Genomic DNA, 15,530 nt, shown 5'->3' with positions numbered 1-15,530 from the left:
CGGCTGTTCAGCCGGCGTTCTGCTCGTTGTGCTTCGACTCGGCGAGGATCCGGCCGAGCGCCTCGTCCAGGTGCTCCTCGAAGTCCCCGGTGTTGCGCTCCTGTCCCAGCGGAACGATCCGGTCGGTGCGGTCGAGGAACGCGACGAGCGGTGCCGCGCCGGCCCTGAACAGGGCCCGGTCGCCGCCGACCTGGAGCCGGATGTGGACGTCGGACAGCTCCTCGGGGCTGGTGGGAGCGATGTGCACATCGCCGTCACCGCACGGCTTGTTGATGCCGTCGAGGAGCAGCTCCCGGCCGAACGCCCAGGTCACGGGCGCGTCTCCGGGAAGGTGGAAGGTCAGGCGGACTGCGTAGGGATCACGGGCGTCGTACCGGAGTTCCACCGGGATCCGGAACGAGAGCTCCTCGGAAACGAGGAAGCTCATCATGACCTCTGCCTGTACCGACTCGCGCATTGCCTACCCCGCTGTAGTGGAAGTGGCCAGGAATGATCCCCCAGGGCCCTCTTGACAAGAGTGGTGGAAGCGCTCGCAGATCACAAGGAGTGAGTTTTCAGATACTGATAGAGAAGGAGAGGGTGCTCAACAGCGCGCCTACTTCACTCCGTAGCCGATCGACTACATACAGCAATCGATCCTCCTGGTGCAGGGGCAAAGAAATGGCCATGGTCGCCGCCGCGTCCCCGGCCGTGATGGGGATGGCGGCGCAGACCGTGCCGAGGGCATATTCCTGCCTTTCGATCACAGGCTGCATTCGCCCGAGGGCCCCGATCCGGTTCTCCAGGGAGCGCAGATCGCGCACTGTATAAGGGGTGATGGCCTCTACCGGATGGCGGTCGTAATAGTCCTTGCGCTCGCTCTCGTCGAGCTGGCCGAGCAGGCACTGCCCGATGGCGTGCGCGTATCCGGTCTCCCGGAAGTCGGCCCACTCCTCGCACGCCGGACGGCCCGGGGTGTCCGAGACCCCCACGACCTCGATTTCACCCTCGCGGTAGACCGCGAAGTAGACGGGCGCCCCGACCACGTCGCGGAAGTGCGCGAGCGAGTCGAGGATCATGCTGCGACGTTTCTGCTGGAGTCCCCCGACGGCCAGCCTGCCGGCTGCGTCACCGAGTACGAAGACTCCGCCCTGTCTGCGCAGATAGCCCTCGTGCGTCAGGGTGCGCAACAGGTGGTAGGCGGTGGGGAGCGGGAGCCCGGCCTCCCGCGCCAGCTGCTTCGCCGGGGCTCCCCCGCTGTGGGATCCCGCGGCTTCGAGCAGCCTCAGCGCCCTCTGCACCGAACCGATCAGTGTCGGCACACCGGCATTGTGGACCGGAGACAAAGCTCACCCCCAGGCGTGGCTGCGGGCCTTCAGGGGTGGCCCGCCCTGCGGGGGCCGCCCCCGCGCATGCCGGGTCCTGGGGGTCGCGCTCGGCGGTTCGTCGCCATCACCACAGGTCAGGCGGTGAGGGCGGCTCTCGGTACCCAGGGATCGGCACAGGTCGCGACTCTATCCACCGGTTCCGGGGCCGTGAGCGGTTTAGGGCGTCACGTTCCCTCAGCTGGGTTAACGGGGGAACCGCCCCCCGAGGTCACCTACCACTCGCCGGAGGAGGACTTCGAACGCCCACCGCCGAGCCTCTTCACGACGAAGATCAGACCGGCGACGAGGCCGACGAAGAGAAGCAGCTTGAAGGCGAACGAGATCAGTGCGCCCAGGACGCTCGTGATGACACCGCCGAAGACGAACAGGGCCAGCAGCGGAACGGCGACCCACTTAACCCACCAGGGCATGCCTGCGAATATCTCTCGGATGCCGTTCATGTCCTCGACCTCTTCCTGGTCTTCCCGTCTGTGACTTCCTGCTCTCGATGCTAGGAGGCCGCGGGCTCCGATCGGGGCCCGCGAGCCCCCGGAGTCCCCTGATCCGCCCCTTAGGGGGATCAGGGACGCAGCCCTCATCCGAGGGCCGGCTCAGCCCTCCGGCGGGGAGAACACCACCATCACCTTCAGGTCCTCGGTGATGTGGTGGAACTTGTGCGGGACGCCCGCCGGAACGTAGACGACACTGCCGCGCGCCACGGTGGTGGTCTCCTCCCCGACCGTGATCGAGGCCCTCCCGCTGACGACGAAGTACACCTCGTCCTGACCGTGCGGCCGCTGCGGATCGGTCTGGCCGGCGTCGAGCGCGTACAGCCCGACGGACATGTTCCGCTCACGCAGGAACTGCAGATAAGCGCCGTCGTTGGCGGCCCGTTCCGCTTCGAGCTCGTCAAGCCGAAAGGCTTTCATCCTCGTTGTGCCCCTTGCCTCGATCGTTCCCTCACATCCGCTGATCTGCGGATGTCCCACCGGGATCTTCTCTGCCACGATCAGACACATGACGAATTTCGTAGTCAAGACGCTCGCCAATGCGGCCGCCCTGGCCGTCGCCATCTGGCTGGTCGCCGGCATCACCCTGGACGACGGCAGCACGATGGGCCGCCGGACGCTGACCCTGATCCTGGTCGCCCTGCTCTTCGGCCTGGTCAACCTCATCGTCAAGCCCGTGGTGAAGCTGCTCTCGCTGCCGCTCTTCATCCTCACGCTCGGCCTGTTCACGCTCGTCGTGAACGCGCTGATGCTGATGCTGACCTCGTGGCTGGCCGACCAGTTCGACCTGAGCTTCCATGTGGACAATTTCTGGTCGGCGCTGATCGGCGGCCTGATCATCTCCGTCGTCTCCTGGGCCGTGAACATGCTCCTGCCCGACAACGACTGAGCGCGGCCGCACATGTACCGCGTCTGCTTCGTCTGCACGGGCAACATATGCCGCTCGCCCATGGCCGAGTCCGTCTTCCGCGCCCATGTGGAGCGGGCCGGACTGGACGCCCTCGTCGAGGTGGACAGCGCCGGAACCGGTGGCTGGCACGAGGGCGACGGCGCCGACCCGCGCACCGTCTCCGTCCTGGAGGCCGCCGGCTACGCACAGGACCACCGGGCCCGGCAGTTCCGTGCCTCCTGGTTCTCCCGCCTGGACCTGGTCATCGCGCTCGACTCCGGACACCTGCGGGACCTGCGGGCACTCGCGCCCACCGCGCAGGACGCCGCCAAGGTCCGGCTGCTGCGGTCCTACGATCCGGCGGCGACGGCCGGGCAGGTCGACGTACCGGACCCCTACTACGGGTCGCTGGAGGGGTTCGAGGAATGCCTGGAGCTGATCGAGGCGGCGGGCCCCGGTCTGCTGGACGCCGTACGCGAGGCGATGAAGGAGCACACCGCGTGAACGAGCACGCCCCCCAAGGACCCGGTGAGTCGATCGGCGACGGCACCCGAGCCGTGCGCGCCGGTCTGCCCGAGGTCGTCAAGAACGAACCGCCCCTGCCCGGGCCGGTCTTCGCCGCCCACTTCCACCTCCCCGGAGACGTCGAGGGCCCGTACGCCTACGGCCGCGACACCAATCCGACGTGGACCCTGCTGGAACGGGCGATCGGAGAGCTGGAGGCCCCCGGCCAGGACGTGCACACCATCGTCTTCGCCTCCGGCATGGCGGCGGTCTCCGGCGTCCTCCTCTCCCAGGCGCGCACCGGCGACACCGTCGTCCTGCCCGACGACGGATACCAGGCCCTGCCCCTGCTGCGCGAGCAGCTGGAGGCGTACGGGATCCACGTGCGCACCGCGCCCACCGGAGGGGACGCCCAGCTCGAGGTCCTCGACGGGGCCCGGATGCTGTGGATCGAGACCCCGTCCAATCCCGGGCTCGACGTGTGCGACGTACGACGCCTCGCGGAGGCCGCGCATGCTGGCGGCACCCTGGTCGCCGTCGACAACACCCTCGCCACCCCGCTCGGACAGCGGCCCCTGGAGCTCGGGGCGGACTTCTCCGTGGCCAGCGGCACCAAGGGCCTCACCGGCCACGGCGACCTGCTGCTCGGATACGTCGTGTGCCGCGACCCGGAACTCGCGGCCCGCGTCCGGGGATGGCGCAAGATCGTCGGTGCGATCCCGGGTCCCATGGAGGCCTGGCTGGCCCACCGTTCGCTGGCCACCATCCAGCTGCGCGCGCAGCGCCAGTGGACCAACGCCCTGGCCGTCGCGGAGGCCCTGAGCGACCGCCGTGAGGTGAGCGGGGTCCGCTACCCGGGGCTGACCACCGATCGCTCCCACAAGACGGCCGCCCGTCAGATGCGGGGCTTCGGCTCGGTGGTCTCCTTCACCCTGCCCGACCGGGCCCACGCACAGCGCTTCATGGCCGCCCTGCACCTGGTCGAGGACGCCACGAGTTTCGGCGGCGTGCGCTCCACCGCCGAGCGGCGCGGGCGGTGGGGCGGAGACGCCGTGCCCGAGGGCTTCATCCGCTTCTCCGCCGGGGCCGAGGACACCGAGGACCTGGTCGCGGACGTCCTGCGGGCCCTCGACCGAGCCCTCGACCCGGCCGGTCAGGACGGCTGAACACGTTGTGAAAGGGCGGTCCGAGCCTCCCCCCTAGTGGCTCGGACCGCCCCGGGTTCCGCGCGCGAAGAACCACGCGACAAGGCTAGTTGACTCTGCGTCAGAGTCCAATCACGGTAGCGACAGGGGCCTATCTGCATATTTATAGTTGTAGGCCCCCACCGAGAGGTGTCGCGATGGATCTGGCCCTGCTGCGCACCTTCGTCACCGTTCACCGGGCGGGCTCGTTCACGCGCGCCGCCGCCCTCCTCGGACTGTCCCAGCCCGCCGTGACCTCGCAGATCCGCACGCTGGAGCGCCAGTTGGGCCGGCCGCTCTTCCACCGCCGGGCCCGCGGTGTCACGCCCACCGCCGTCGGCGACGAACTCGCCCACAAGGCCGCCCCGCACCTCGACGCCCTGCTCCGGATCACCGAGGCGGAGCGGGAGGACGCGGGCGGGCTGCGGTCCCTCCACGTCGCCGGGCCGCCGGAGTTCCTGTCCCTGAGGGTGCTCCCCGCCCTCGCACCCCTGGTCGGCCAGGGCCACACCCTCCGCGCCACCCTGCAGGGCGACGCCGGGACCGTTCTCGACGGGCTCGCCGCCGGCCACCACGACCTCGTCGTCACCACCGCCCGCCCCCGCGGCGGCCCCTTCACCGCCACCGCCCTGTGCGACGAGGAGCACGTTCTGGTCGCCGCGCCCTACTGGGCCGCCCTCGTCGACACCGACCGGCTGCGGGACGACGGTCCGGGGGCGCTGGAGGGCATCCCGCTCGTCGAGGTCCACGAGACCCTGCCGCTCGTCACCCGGTACTGGAGCGCCGTCTTCGACACCCTGCCGGACGCGAGGTCCCTGGCCGCCACCGTGGTCGTACCCGATCTGCGTGCCGTACTGGAATGCGTCCTCGCGGGCGCGGGGCTCGCCGTGCTGCCCCGCTACCTGTGCCAGGACGCCCTCGACAGTGGCCGGATCGCGGCGGTGGCGGAGCCTGCCGTACCACCGCTGCGCACCTGGTTCCTGGTTCTGCGGACGGGGAGCCTCTCCCTCGCCCACCTCGCCCGGGCCCGCGAGCGGCTCCTGGACGCCGCCGTGCACTGGTGAGCCCCCTGTTTCCGGCCCCTGGCGCGTTTCAGAAGCGGAGCGGCGGGCCACTCTTCTCCCATGACCGAACGTCCCGTGGTCAAACGCACCGCCCGCGCGATCCTGCTCGACGGTGACGATCTGATCCTCATCAAACGCACCAAGCCCGGCGTCGACCCGTACTGGCTCACCCCCGGCGGGGGAGTGGAGCCCTCGGATGCCACCGTCGTCGACGCCCTCCACCGAGAGGTCCACGAAGAACTCGGCGCAAAGATCACCGATGTCGTGCCCTGCTTCGTCGACACCGTCGAGCACATCGCCGGCGGCGGGGTGACCGGCGTGAAGGTGCAGCACTTCTTCGTCTGCCGCCTCGAATCGATGGACCCGAGCCTGCGGCACGGCCCCGAGGTCGACGAACCCGCGGGCGAGTACGAGATCGTCCGGGTGCCCTTCAGCCGGGTGGGCATCGCCGCGGTCCATCTCGTCCCGCTGTCCCTACGGCACTACCTGGACGGGAACATCGAGGGCGTGCGCGCCATGCACGCGCCCGACCTGGGCTAGGCCCTCCGGGGGCCGGTGGGCCGCCGCCGGTCCACGGACCGGCTGTGCCCGCCGGTCTCATCCGGCGATGCCCACCAGTTCCTCGACGGCGTCGTGCCGGATCCGCTCGCCGGGAATACCGATGCGCAGGAGCTCGTCGACCCCGCTGCGGATCATCGCGGGCGGTCCCGAGATGAACGCGTCGTACGAGCTCCACGGCCCGTGTTCACCCACGGCGTGCGGCAGCTGGCCCGCCAGCCCGTCACCCACCACCGGCCGCACCGACAGCCACGGGTGCGAGCGTTGCAGCCCCAGAAGCGTGTCCTTGTCGTACAGGTCGTTGTCGCTGCGCGCGCCGAAGAACACCTCGACGGGCCGCCGCTCCCCGTGTTCGGCCACATCCTCGATCAGCGCCTTGATCGGGGCGATGCCGGTGCCCCCGCCCAGGCAGAGCATTCCGTTGTCGGTGGTGTGGTCCACCACCATCGACCCGGCCGGCGGTCCCAGACGCAGCACGTCCCCGGGGCGGGCGTGGCGTACCAGGGCGTTGGAGACCCAGCCCGCCGGGACGGCCTTGACATGGAAGGAGAGCAGCCCGTCGGCACGGGGGGCCGAGGCGAAGGAGTAGTGCCTCCAGACCCGCGGCCACCACGGGGTCTCCAGACTCGCGTACTGACCGGCCACGAAGGCGTACGGCTGATCGGGACGGACGGTCAGCACCGCGATGTCCGGAGTGCGCAGGTCGTGGGAGACCACCTCCGCGTGCCACCAGGCCGGGGCCTTCGCCTCGTCTTCCGCCGCCGCGTCGATCATGATCTGGGAAATCGCGGTGTACGCCCTCACCCACGCGGCCTCGGTCTCGGGCCCCCAGCTCTGCGTCGCGAACCGGGCCAGGGCTCCCACGAGGGCTTCGCCGATCGCGGGATAGTGGTAGGCCATGGTGCCGTACTTGCGGTGTCCGGTGCCGAGTCGGCAGAGGTAGGGGGCGAGCACGGCGGGATTGTCGATGTGTTCGGCGGCGGTCAGGAGCGCCTTCAGGAGGCGGTCGCGCTGCGTGTCCATGGCCGCCGGGAACATGCCCCGTACTTCCGGGTGCCCGGTGAAGACCAGAGCGTAGAAGTACGAGGTCACCTTGTCGGCGACCGGGGCGATCTCCGCGAGGGTGCGGCGGATGAGTACGGCATCCGGAGAGGGCTCGGCGGCACCGCCCTCGGAAGGTATCCGGGCCGCTTCGCGTCTGGCCGATCTGGTGGGCGGAGCGTCCATGCGGTGCCTCGCTTCGAGCATCTCGGTCGGTCTGCACACGCCACGGTCATAAATCCGTGGTTCCCGGTTTCACAGCGTGCCAGCCGCCCCAGAGGCCTGCGGGGAAACGCGGAAAATCCGCGATTCGAACCCACTTTCCTCCTAAGATGCGTCAACTCCCGGGCGTGCCACGGCCACGAGCTGGTATACCTCCCGCAGATCCCGCCCCTCGTAGACATGGGTCGCGCGGGCGGCCAGATACGGTCGCGCGTTGACCGCCACCGAAACGGACACCGCCTCGAAGAGGTGGATGTCCGTCCCCGAATCCCCGTACGCCACGCAGTCGCCCCGGGTCACACCGAACTGCTCGCACAGCCGGTCGGCCACCATGACCTTGCCCTCGGGGGTCAGGATCCCGGCCTCCTCCACGGGCCGGGTGAACGGCACCTCGGGGAAGACCGAGCCGTGGGCGGCATGAGCGCCCCACTCCAGCAGCAGTTCCACGAAGAAGGACGGGGACAGGGAGACCACCGCGCAGTACTCCCCGCGTCGGCGGATCTCCTGCCAGACGTCCCGGATGCCCGCGAGCCAGGGAGCCGCGTCGAAGGCCGCCCGGACGTGCCCCGGCGTCAGCTCGGCCCACAGCGCGTGCACCGCCACCGAGAACTGGTGCGGCCCGATGTCCCGCGCGGCGAAGGACCGCTCCAGCGCGGCGATTTCGGCACTCACGCCGAGCTGGCGGGAAATTTCCACCGGAGCCGCCGAGCCGTACATCAGTGTGCCGTCGAGATCGAAGAGGTGCAGGCGCGTCATGGCTGTCGAGGCTAGTGGCTCGGTTTCACGTGAAACACCGTGTTTCACGTGAAACACCCGGCCGGAGCGACCGCCCGCCCAGCTCATGTTTCACGTGAAACATCGACCAAATCCCCTGGACGACTCCGGGCCCATGATCCAGTCTGGGCCGGTGACACCACCACACATCACCGATCTGCCGATCCGAGCGCTGACCGTGGACGATCTCCACCACTGCGCCGACCTGTCCGAAGATCGTGGCTGGCTCCGCGAGGACCACAAGTGGGGACTGCTGCTCGCCGCCGGAAACGGCTACGGCATCGATGCCCCGGACGGCCGGGGCCTCGCCGCCGCCTGCGTCGTCACCCGCTACGGCAGCACCTCCACCGACCCCGGCCTCGCCGCCATCGGCATGGTCCTCGTGGCCGACCGCTACGCACGCCAGGGGCTCGGACGCACCCTGATGACCCACGTCTGCAACGACGTGCTCAAGGGAGTCCCGCTCACCCTGCACGCCACTCCTTATGGGCGCCCGCTCTACGAGGAGCTCGGGTTCAAGACCACAGGCCGCGCCGAAATGCTGGTGGGGGCCTTCCAGGAGGACGGCTCCGGCGCGCCCGGTACCGCTCGGGTCCGACGGGCGGTCGCAGAGGACCTCCCGCGCATCCTGAGCCTGGACGCCGAGGTCTTCGGCGCCGACCGCACGCACATGATCACGCGACTGCCCGCCTTCGCCGACCAGTTGCTCGTCGCTGAGAACCAGACCGGAGACGGCACGCTCACGGGATACGCGGCGGCCTGGCCCAACATGCACACCCATGTCATCGGCCCCCTGATCGCCCGGGACACCGAGACCGCCATGTCCCTGGTCACCTCTCTCGCCAGGGGCACGGACCGTGTGCTGCGCACCGATGTCGACGTACGGCACGAGGAACTGCTCGCGTGGCTCAAGGAACGCGGCCTGGAGTCCGTCGCCTTCAACGCCGTGATGACACGGGACATGCCCGAGCTGCCCGGTGACTGGACCCGCCGTTGGGCACCGCTGACCGTGGCCGCCGGCTGAGAAGGGGCTTCCGATATGACCGACTCTCCTGCGTTGGAGATCCGGCCGGCCACCGAGGCCGATCTGCCCGCCATCGTCGCCATGCTCGCCGACGACCCGCTGGGCGCGACCCGCGAGTCCCCGGACGACCTCACCCCGTACCGCACAGCCCTGGAACGCCTCGTCGGCGACCCGAACCAGCATGTGGTCGTCGCCGTGCGGGCCGGCCGTGTCGTGGGCACCCTCCAGCTGACGATCGTCCCCGGCCTCTCCCGCAAGGGAACCACCCGCGCCATCGTCGAAGGCGTCCGCGTCCACGCGGACGAGCGTGGCAGCGGACTGGGCACCCGGTTCATCGAGTGGGCGGTCGAGAAGTCCCGCGCCGAGAACTGCGCACTCGTCCAGCTCACGTCGGACGTGACCCGGACCGACGCCCACCGCTTCTACGAACGGCTCGGGTTCACCGCCTCGCACGTCGGGTTCAAGCTCCAGCTCTGACCGGCAGGATCGTGGGCCGGGCCGCACCGCGGCGTCGGTGGCCCGGCCTACGATCGGGAGGATGAGCGCCCGTCTCCCCCTCCTCGGCACCATCGAACGCCGGAACCGCCTCGGCCGGCGCCACCGTCTGGCCCCGTCGGCCCACGCCGCGACGGTCGCGGAGGCCGCGGACTCCGTCGTCGCCCTGCACGCCACCGACGCCGCGACCGTCTTCCTCTCCGCCCGGGCCCGGCTGGCCGAGGGCGGCCCCGGAGCGATCGAGCACGCGCTCTACGAGGACGTCCGCCTCGTACGGCTGCTCAGCATGCGCAACACCCTCTTCGCGGTGTCGACGCACCTCGCCCCGTACGTCGACGCGTCGACCGCCCGCGCCATCGCCGTCAAGGAGCGCCGCACCCTCCTCAAGCACCTCGCCGAGGACGGACAGGGGCTCGACGCCGCATGGCTGGCCGGGGTGGAGGCCGCCGCTCTGGACACCCTGGACACCAGCGGACCCCTCACCGGCAGTCAGCTCTCCGCAGCCGTGCCCGCCCTGCGCCGGAAGATCACCATCAGCCGGGGCAAGAAGTACGAGACGGAGCAGGGCGTCGCCACCCGCGTCATCCGCCTACTGGCCGCCGACGGCAGGATCCGCCGCGACCGGCCGCGCGGGTCGTGGACCTCCAGCCAGTTCCGGTGGGTCCACAGCGCACCCTCGCCCGCCGTCCCGGCCGCGGAGGCCCGCGCGGAGATCGCCCGCCGCTGGCTGGACGCGTACGGCCCGGCCACCGAGGCCGACCTCAAGTGGTGGACGGGCTGGACCCTCACCGACGTCCGCAAGGCCCTCGCCGCCGTCGGCCCCGACCAGGTGTGCCTCGAAGACGGCCGTACCGCCCTGGTCAGCCCCGGGGACACCGCGCCCGAACCGACTCCCGAGCCCTGGGCAGCGCTGCTGCCCGCGCTCGATCCCGCGGGCATGGGCTGGGCCGACCGGGGGTTCCACCTCGATGCCGCCCACAGGCCCGCCCTCTTCGACTACGCGGGCAACATCGGTCCCACCGTGTGGTGGAACGGCGAGATCGTCGGGGGCTGGGCCCAGCGCCCGGCCGGAGAGATCGTCTGGCGGCTGCTGGGCGACCCCGGCCGCACCGCCGAGGAGGCGATCGCCGCCGAGGCCGCGCGCCTCGCCGCCTGGGTGGGCGACGCCCGTGTCACCCCCCGCTTCCGCACTCCGCTGGAGCGTGAACTCGTCGCCTGAGAGGGGCTTCCGGGGCCCTCAGCCGATCCCGCGCCAGCCCTGTGGGTCGACGCCGCCGGGCACCGGAGCAGCGGCGTCGTACGGCTCCCTCGTGAACACGAACGACGCCAGATCGAGATGGCTCACCGAGCCGTCCTCGCGGCGGACCGCCCGCAGCGTCTCACCGGCGTAATACCCGGACAGCCCGGTCCAGCTGCCGTCGGCCTCGGAGCGGAACCGCGCAGTACGCCCCGCCCCCGCGACCGGCCCCAGCTCCAGGGACCCGTCCGCGAGCAGCCGCACCACCTGGGCCGAAGTCCCCCAGTACCAGGGGCCGCACAGTTCGAGGGGCACCTGATCCGCAGCCGTGGACGGCCGCCACGGGCGGGGGAACGGGGGCTCCGCGTCCGCCACGATCCCGACGAGATCAACCGCCACGGCCGAGGCCGGCACCCCCGACGTGCAGTTGGCCAGCACCACCGCGGCCACGTCGTCCGCCTCGCTCATCCACAGCCCCGCGACGAACCCGGGCAGCGAACCGCTGTGGCCCGCCAGCCTGCGCGCGCCCTGGGCCGCCAGCTGCATCCCCAGCCCGTAGCCGAGGTCGGCGAGGCCGGGCTCCGGGGGCGCCGCCGGCCGGCTCATCTCCCGTACGGACTCCACGCTCAGGACCCGCTCGTCACCGCGCAGCAGGAAGGCGGCGAACCGTGCGAGGTCACGGGTCGTGGACCACAGCTGACCGGCCGCGGCCATCAGCCCCAGGTCCTCCAGCGGTTCGGGCATCATCACGTCGGCCCACGGATGCACCGCCCAGCCGCCGGCGTGCGGCGCCTGCGGCAGTCCGCTCGTACGGTCCAGGCCGAGGGGCTCCAGCACCTCGGCCCGCAGGACCTCTTCCCAGGTCCTGCCGCGCAGCGCCTCCACCAGCGAACCCAGCAGGGTGTAACCGGGGTTGGAGTAGTGGTGCCTGCGGCCCGGGGCGAGCTTGAAGGGCTCCTCGCCCAGAACGTCGGCGAGGTCGGGCCGCTGCGAGCCGGGCGTGCGCTCCCACCACTCGCCGGGGGTCTCCGCCGCCAGCCCCGCGGTGTGGGACAGCAGTTGGGCGATGGTCACGTGGCCGGCGGCGGTCCCCGGGAGGTGCTTCTCCAGCGGGTCGTCGAGCCTCAACAGCCCTTCGTCACGCAGGCGCATGACGAGGACGGCGGTGAAGGTCTTGCTGATCGACCCGATCCGGTACTGGACGTTCCCGTCCGGGCCGTGGCCCTCGACGGAGGTCCGGGAACCCTCCCAGACCACCTCCCCGCCGCGCAGCACGGCCGCGACGACCGACGGGGCCCGTCCCGTGCTCTGGGCGACGGCGATCCGGTGCCTCAGCGCACGCCGGGTGGCGGGGAGCAGTTCACGGTCCTCGGCAAGCTCATCCATGATCGGATGCTACGTGTTGGCCATGTCCACGAAGCGCGAGTAGTGGCCCTGGAAGGCGACCGTGATCGTCGCGGTGGGGCCGTTACGGTGCTTGGCCACGATCAGGTCGGCCTCACCGGCACGAGGCGACTCCTTCTCGTAGGCGTCCTCTCGGTGCAGCAGGATCACCATGTCGGCGTCCTGCTCGATGGAGCCCGACTCACGCAGGTCGGAGACCATCGGCTTCTTGTCGGTCCGCTGCTCCGGACCACGGTTCAGCTGGGAGAGCGCGATCACCGGGACCTCGAGCTCCTTCGCCAGCAGCTTCAGGTTTCGGGACATGTCCGAGACCTCCTGCTGACGGCTCTCGGGCCGGCGCGAGCCACCCGACTGCATCAGCTGGAGGTAGTCGATGACCACGAGCGAGAGGTCGTTGCGCTGCTTGAGCCGACGGCACTTGGCCCGGATCTCCATCATCGACAGGTTGGGGGAATCGTCGATGTAGAGCGGGGCGGCGGAGACGTCGGGCATCCGGCGGGCCAGCCGGGTCCAGTCGTCGTCCGTCATCGTGCCCGAACGCATGTGGTGCAGCGCCACCCTGGCCTCGGCCGACAGGAGGCGCATGGCGATCTCGTTGCGCCCCATTTCCAGGGAGAAGATCACGCTGGGCAGGTTGCTCTTGATGGAGCAGGCCCGGGCGAAGTCGAGCGCGAGTGTGGACTTGCCCATGGCCGGACGTGCGGCAATGACGATCATCTGACCCGGGTGCAGTCCGTTGGTCAGCGAGTCCAGGTCGGTGAAGCCGGTGGGCACGCCAGACATCTGCCCGCTGCGCGAACCGATGGCCTCGATCTCGTCGAGGGCGCCTTCCATGATGTCGCCGAGCGGCAGGTAGTCCTCGGAGGTCCGCTGCTCGGTGACGGCGTAGATCTCGGCCTGGGCGCTGTTGACGATCTCGTCGACATCGCCGTCGGCGGCGTACCCCATCTGCGTGATCTTCGTACCGGCGGCGACGAGGCGGCGCAGGACGGCCCGCTCGTGGACGATCTCCGCGTAGTACTCCGCGTTCGCCGCCGTCGGCACGGACTGGACCAGCGTGTGCAGGTACGAGGCCCCGCCGACCTTGCTGATCTCGCCCCTACGGGTCAGTTCGGCGCCGACGGTGATCGGGTCGGCCGGCTCGCCCTTGGCGTACAGGTCGAGGATGGCCTGGTAGATCGTCTCGTGCGAGGGCCGGTAGAAGTCGTGGCCCTTGATGACCTCGACCACGTCGGCGATGGCGTCCTTGGAGAGGAGCATGCCGCCCAGCACCGACTGCTCGGCGTCGAGGTCCTGCGGGGGGACGCGCTCGAAGCCGCCACCGCCACCGTCCCAGGAGCCGCCCTCGCGGCCCCGGTCGTGCTGCTCGTCACCGCGGCCCCGGCCTTCGCTGTTACGGCGCGGACGGGCGGGCAGACGGTCGCTCGGACCGCTGTCGGCCCAGGGGTCGTCCATGGGCTCGGGCATGCTCACCGGGCCGCCTCCTCCCGTCCGCAGAGCGGACCTCGCCGTGCGACTCTTTCTACGACACGGCTCTGACATTTGGGGCACCCGAATCGGCTGTCGGCGAGTCGGGCAACGCACCACGGTAGGGCCGCGAGCGGCGTCAGCCAATCTTGTTATCCACAGGCTCTGTGGATGAGATGTGGACGACGGCGCCAATGCTGTGGGTAACTCCCCCGAAGCTGTGCACGGACCGGGGGACGACGCTGTGGACAAAATCACCTGGGGCACCCCATTACCCCACCTGACCTGGGATTTCGTCTTCCACCGGGAGTGTGGGGGAAATTTCTTCGGCGCACTCTCGAGAACGCCTCCAACGGGTCGGGAAGAACGCCCGGGTCAGCGCGCTAGTAAGGATCCCTGCAAGGTTGCGTCCATTACCTGTGGAAGATTAGATTTGGGCGCATGACCCAGGCCCTCGCAGCACCCACGGCCGGGCCGAGACGGCACGACCGAGAGATCTTCGCACTCGCCGTCCCCGCCTTCGGCGCCCTCGTCGCCGAGCCCCTCTTCGTGATGGCCGACAGCGCCATCGTGGGACATCTCGGCACCCCCCAGCTGGCCGGCCTCGGCATCGCCGCCGCCCTGCTCACCACTGCCGTGAGCGTCTTCGTCTTCCTCGCCTACGCCACCACGGCCGCCGTTTCCCGCCGGGTCGGCGCCGGAGACCTCCAGGCGGCCATCCGGCAGGGCATGGACGGCATCTGGCTGGCCCTCCTGCTCGGTATGGCCGTCATCGCCGTGGTCCTTCCCGCCGCTCCCTCGCTGATCTCCCTTTTCGGCGCCTCGGACAGCGTCGCCCCGCACGCGATCACCTATCTGCGCATCTCCGCCCTCGGGATCCCGGCGATGCTCGTGGTCCTGGCCGCGACCGGTGTCATCCGCGGCCTTCAGGACACCCGCACACCCCTCTACGTCGCCATCGGCGGCTTCGCCCTCAACGCGGGACTGAACGTCGCGCTCGTCTACGGTGCAGGTCTCGGTATCGCCGGCTCCGCCTGGGGCACCGTCCTCGCCCAGTGCGCCATGGCGGCCGCCTACCTCTTCGTGGTCGTACGCGGAGCCCGTCGGCACGGAGCCTCCCTGCGTCCCGACGCCGTCGGCATCCGCGCCTGTGCCCAGGCGGGGGCTCCGCTCCTGGTCCGCACGCTGTCGTTGCGCGCCATCCTGATGATCGCCACCGCGGTGGCCGCCCGGCTCGGCGACGCCGACATCGCGGCCCACCAGATCCTGCTCTCCCTGTGGAGCCTGCTCGCCTTCGCGCTCGACGCCATCGCGATCGCCGGGCAGGCGATCATCGGCCGCTACCTGGGAGCGGGGGACACGGAGGGCGCGAAGGCCGTCTGCCGCCGGATGGTGCAGTGGGGCATTGCCACGGGCATCGTGCTCGGCCTGCTGGTGGTGCTGGCCCGCCCCGTCTTCATTCCGCTGTTCACCAGCGACCCGGCGGTCGAAAACGCCCTGCTGCCCGCCCTGCTGGTCGTGGCCCTCTCCCAGCCCGTGTCCGGCATCGTCTTCGTGTTGGACGGGGTCCTGATGGGCGCGGGGGACGGCCCCTACCTGGCCCGGGCCATGCTCGTGACGCTCGCCGTCTTCGCTCCGGTCGCGCTGCTCGTGCCGGCCCTGGGGGGCGGTCTGACGACGCTCTGGTGGGCCATGACCCTGATGATGCTGGTCCGGATGGTCACCCTGCAGTTGCGGGCCCGCTCCGGCCGATGGGCGATCGCGGGCGCCTCCCGGTAGGTGTTTCACGTGAAACAACGCCGGGCCGTGGTC

17 protein-coding genes are annotated in these 15,530 nt (G+C 70.5%); 9 read left to right on the top strand and 8 right to left on the bottom strand.

Annotated features, from left to right (window positions below; translation table 11 throughout):
• Positions 1–7: 7 nt before the first annotated feature.
• The 4 genes from IH80_RS0100995 to IH80_RS0100980 all read right to left on the bottom strand — a co-directional run bounded on the left by IH80_RS0100995 (position 8) and on the right by IH80_RS0100980 (position 2,275).
• Entirely contained in the window at positions 8–457 is a 450-nt protein-coding gene (locus tag IH80_RS0100995) for an SsgA family sporulation/cell division regulator (RefSeq protein ID WP_030956844.1), read from the bottom strand.
• A 97-nt stretch (positions 458–554) separates the two neighbouring features.
• The gene (locus tag IH80_RS0100990) at positions 555–1,301 is read right to left on the bottom strand and encodes an IclR family transcriptional regulator (protein ID WP_107056722.1); all 747 of its coding nucleotides are present in this window, start codon (positions 1,299–1,301) and stop codon (positions 555–557) included.
• A 278-nt stretch (positions 1,302–1,579) separates the two neighbouring features.
• The gene (locus tag IH80_RS0100985; RefSeq protein WP_030956842.1) at positions 1,580–1,807 is read right to left on the bottom strand and encodes a DUF5326 family protein; all 228 of its coding nucleotides are present in this window, start codon (positions 1,805–1,807) and stop codon (positions 1,580–1,582) included.
• A 150-nt stretch (positions 1,808–1,957) separates the two neighbouring features.
• On the bottom strand, positions 1,958–2,275 hold the full coding sequence (locus tag IH80_RS0100980) for a cupin domain-containing protein (RefSeq protein ID WP_030956841.1): 318 nt from the start codon (positions 2,273–2,275) through the stop codon (positions 1,958–1,960).
• A gap of 88 nt (positions 2,276–2,363) precedes the next feature.
• Here IH80_RS0100980 and IH80_RS0100975 point away from each other — a divergent pair, with 88 nt between their 5' ends.
• From IH80_RS0100975 to IH80_RS0100955, 5 genes are all read left to right on the top strand, one after another.
• Positions 2,364–2,744 carry a phage holin family protein gene (locus IH80_RS0100975; RefSeq protein ID WP_030956837.1) on the top strand — a complete coding sequence of 127 codons (381 nt, stop codon included), beginning with the start codon at positions 2,364–2,366 and terminating at the stop codon, positions 2,742–2,744.
• Between the two features lie 12 nt (positions 2,745–2,756).
• Positions 2,757–3,248: a low molecular weight protein-tyrosine-phosphatase gene (locus IH80_RS0100970; RefSeq protein WP_030956835.1), complete on the top strand. Its 492-nt coding sequence runs from the start codon at positions 2,757–2,759 to the stop codon at positions 3,246–3,248.
• The gene (locus IH80_RS0100965) at positions 3,245–4,414 is read left to right on the top strand and encodes a cystathionine gamma-lyase (protein WP_234432070.1); all 1,170 of its coding nucleotides are present in this window, start codon (positions 3,245–3,247) and stop codon (positions 4,412–4,414) included. Before IH80_RS0100970 ends, IH80_RS0100965 begins: the two co-directional genes overlap by 4 nt.
• A gap of 176 nt (positions 4,415–4,590) precedes the next feature.
• Positions 4,591–5,496: a LysR family transcriptional regulator gene (locus IH80_RS0100960; protein WP_030956833.1), complete on the top strand. Its 906-nt coding sequence runs from the start codon at positions 4,591–4,593 to the stop codon at positions 5,494–5,496.
• Positions 5,497–5,556: 60 nt separating this feature from the next.
• Complete coding sequence (locus IH80_RS0100955) at positions 5,557–6,036, top strand: NUDIX domain-containing protein (protein ID WP_030956831.1); 480 nt, start codon at positions 5,557–5,559, stop codon at positions 6,034–6,036.
• A 57-nt stretch (positions 6,037–6,093) separates the two neighbouring features.
• Here the strand turns inward: IH80_RS0100955 and IH80_RS0100950 are convergent, their stop codons facing one another.
• Positions 6,094–7,302, bottom strand: a complete 1,209-nt coding sequence (locus tag IH80_RS0100950; protein WP_078906246.1) for a globin domain-containing protein — start codon at positions 7,300–7,302, stop codon at positions 6,094–6,096.
• A 120-nt stretch (positions 7,303–7,422) separates the two neighbouring features.
• Positions 7,423–8,073: an HAD family hydrolase gene (locus IH80_RS0100945; RefSeq protein WP_030956827.1), complete on the bottom strand. Its 651-nt coding sequence runs from the start codon at positions 8,071–8,073 to the stop codon at positions 7,423–7,425.
• Positions 8,074–8,224: 151 nt separating this feature from the next.
• Between IH80_RS0100945 and IH80_RS0100940 the strand changes: the two genes are divergently transcribed.
• The 3 genes from IH80_RS0100940 to IH80_RS0100930 all read left to right on the top strand — a co-directional run bounded on the left by IH80_RS0100940 (position 8,225) and on the right by IH80_RS0100930 (position 10,829).
• Positions 8,225–9,115, top strand: coding sequence for a GNAT family N-acetyltransferase (locus tag IH80_RS0100940; protein ID WP_030956826.1), 891 nt, complete (start codon positions 8,225–8,227; stop codon positions 9,113–9,115).
• Positions 9,116–9,130: 15 nt separating this feature from the next.
• Entirely contained in the window at positions 9,131–9,592 is a 462-nt protein-coding gene (locus IH80_RS0100935; protein WP_030956825.1) for a GNAT family N-acetyltransferase, read from the top strand.
• Between the two features lie 61 nt (positions 9,593–9,653).
• Positions 9,654–10,829: a winged helix DNA-binding domain-containing protein gene (locus IH80_RS0100930; protein WP_030956824.1), complete on the top strand. Its 1,176-nt coding sequence runs from the start codon at positions 9,654–9,656 to the stop codon at positions 10,827–10,829.
• An 18-nt stretch (positions 10,830–10,847) separates the two neighbouring features.
• On the opposite strand, the gene IH80_RS0100925 is transcribed toward IH80_RS0100930, so the two are convergent.
• Positions 10,848–12,233 carry a serine hydrolase domain-containing protein gene (locus IH80_RS0100925; protein ID WP_030956822.1) on the bottom strand — a complete coding sequence of 462 codons (1,386 nt, stop codon included), beginning with the start codon at positions 12,231–12,233 and terminating at the stop codon, positions 10,848–10,850.
• A gap of 9 nt (positions 12,234–12,242) precedes the next feature.
• Positions 12,243–13,706 (bottom strand): replicative DNA helicase, encoded by a 1,464-nt coding sequence (gene dnaB, locus IH80_RS0100920; RefSeq protein ID WP_030647415.1) that lies wholly within the window; start codon positions 13,704–13,706, stop codon positions 12,243–12,245.
• A gap of 453 nt (positions 13,707–14,159) precedes the next feature.
• Between dnaB and IH80_RS0100915 the strand changes: the two genes are divergently transcribed.
• Entirely contained in the window at positions 14,160–15,497 is a 1,338-nt protein-coding gene (locus IH80_RS0100915) for an MATE family efflux transporter (RefSeq protein ID WP_030956815.1), read from the top strand.
• Positions 15,498–15,530: the final 33 nt, after the last annotated feature.

The organism is Streptomyces sp. NRRL S-378, assembly GCF_000720645.1.
In the GTDB taxonomy this organism is placed as follows: Bacteria; Actinomycetota; Actinomycetes; order Streptomycetales; family Streptomycetaceae; genus Streptomyces.
This window is presented reverse-complemented; position numbering and strand designations above follow the sequence as displayed.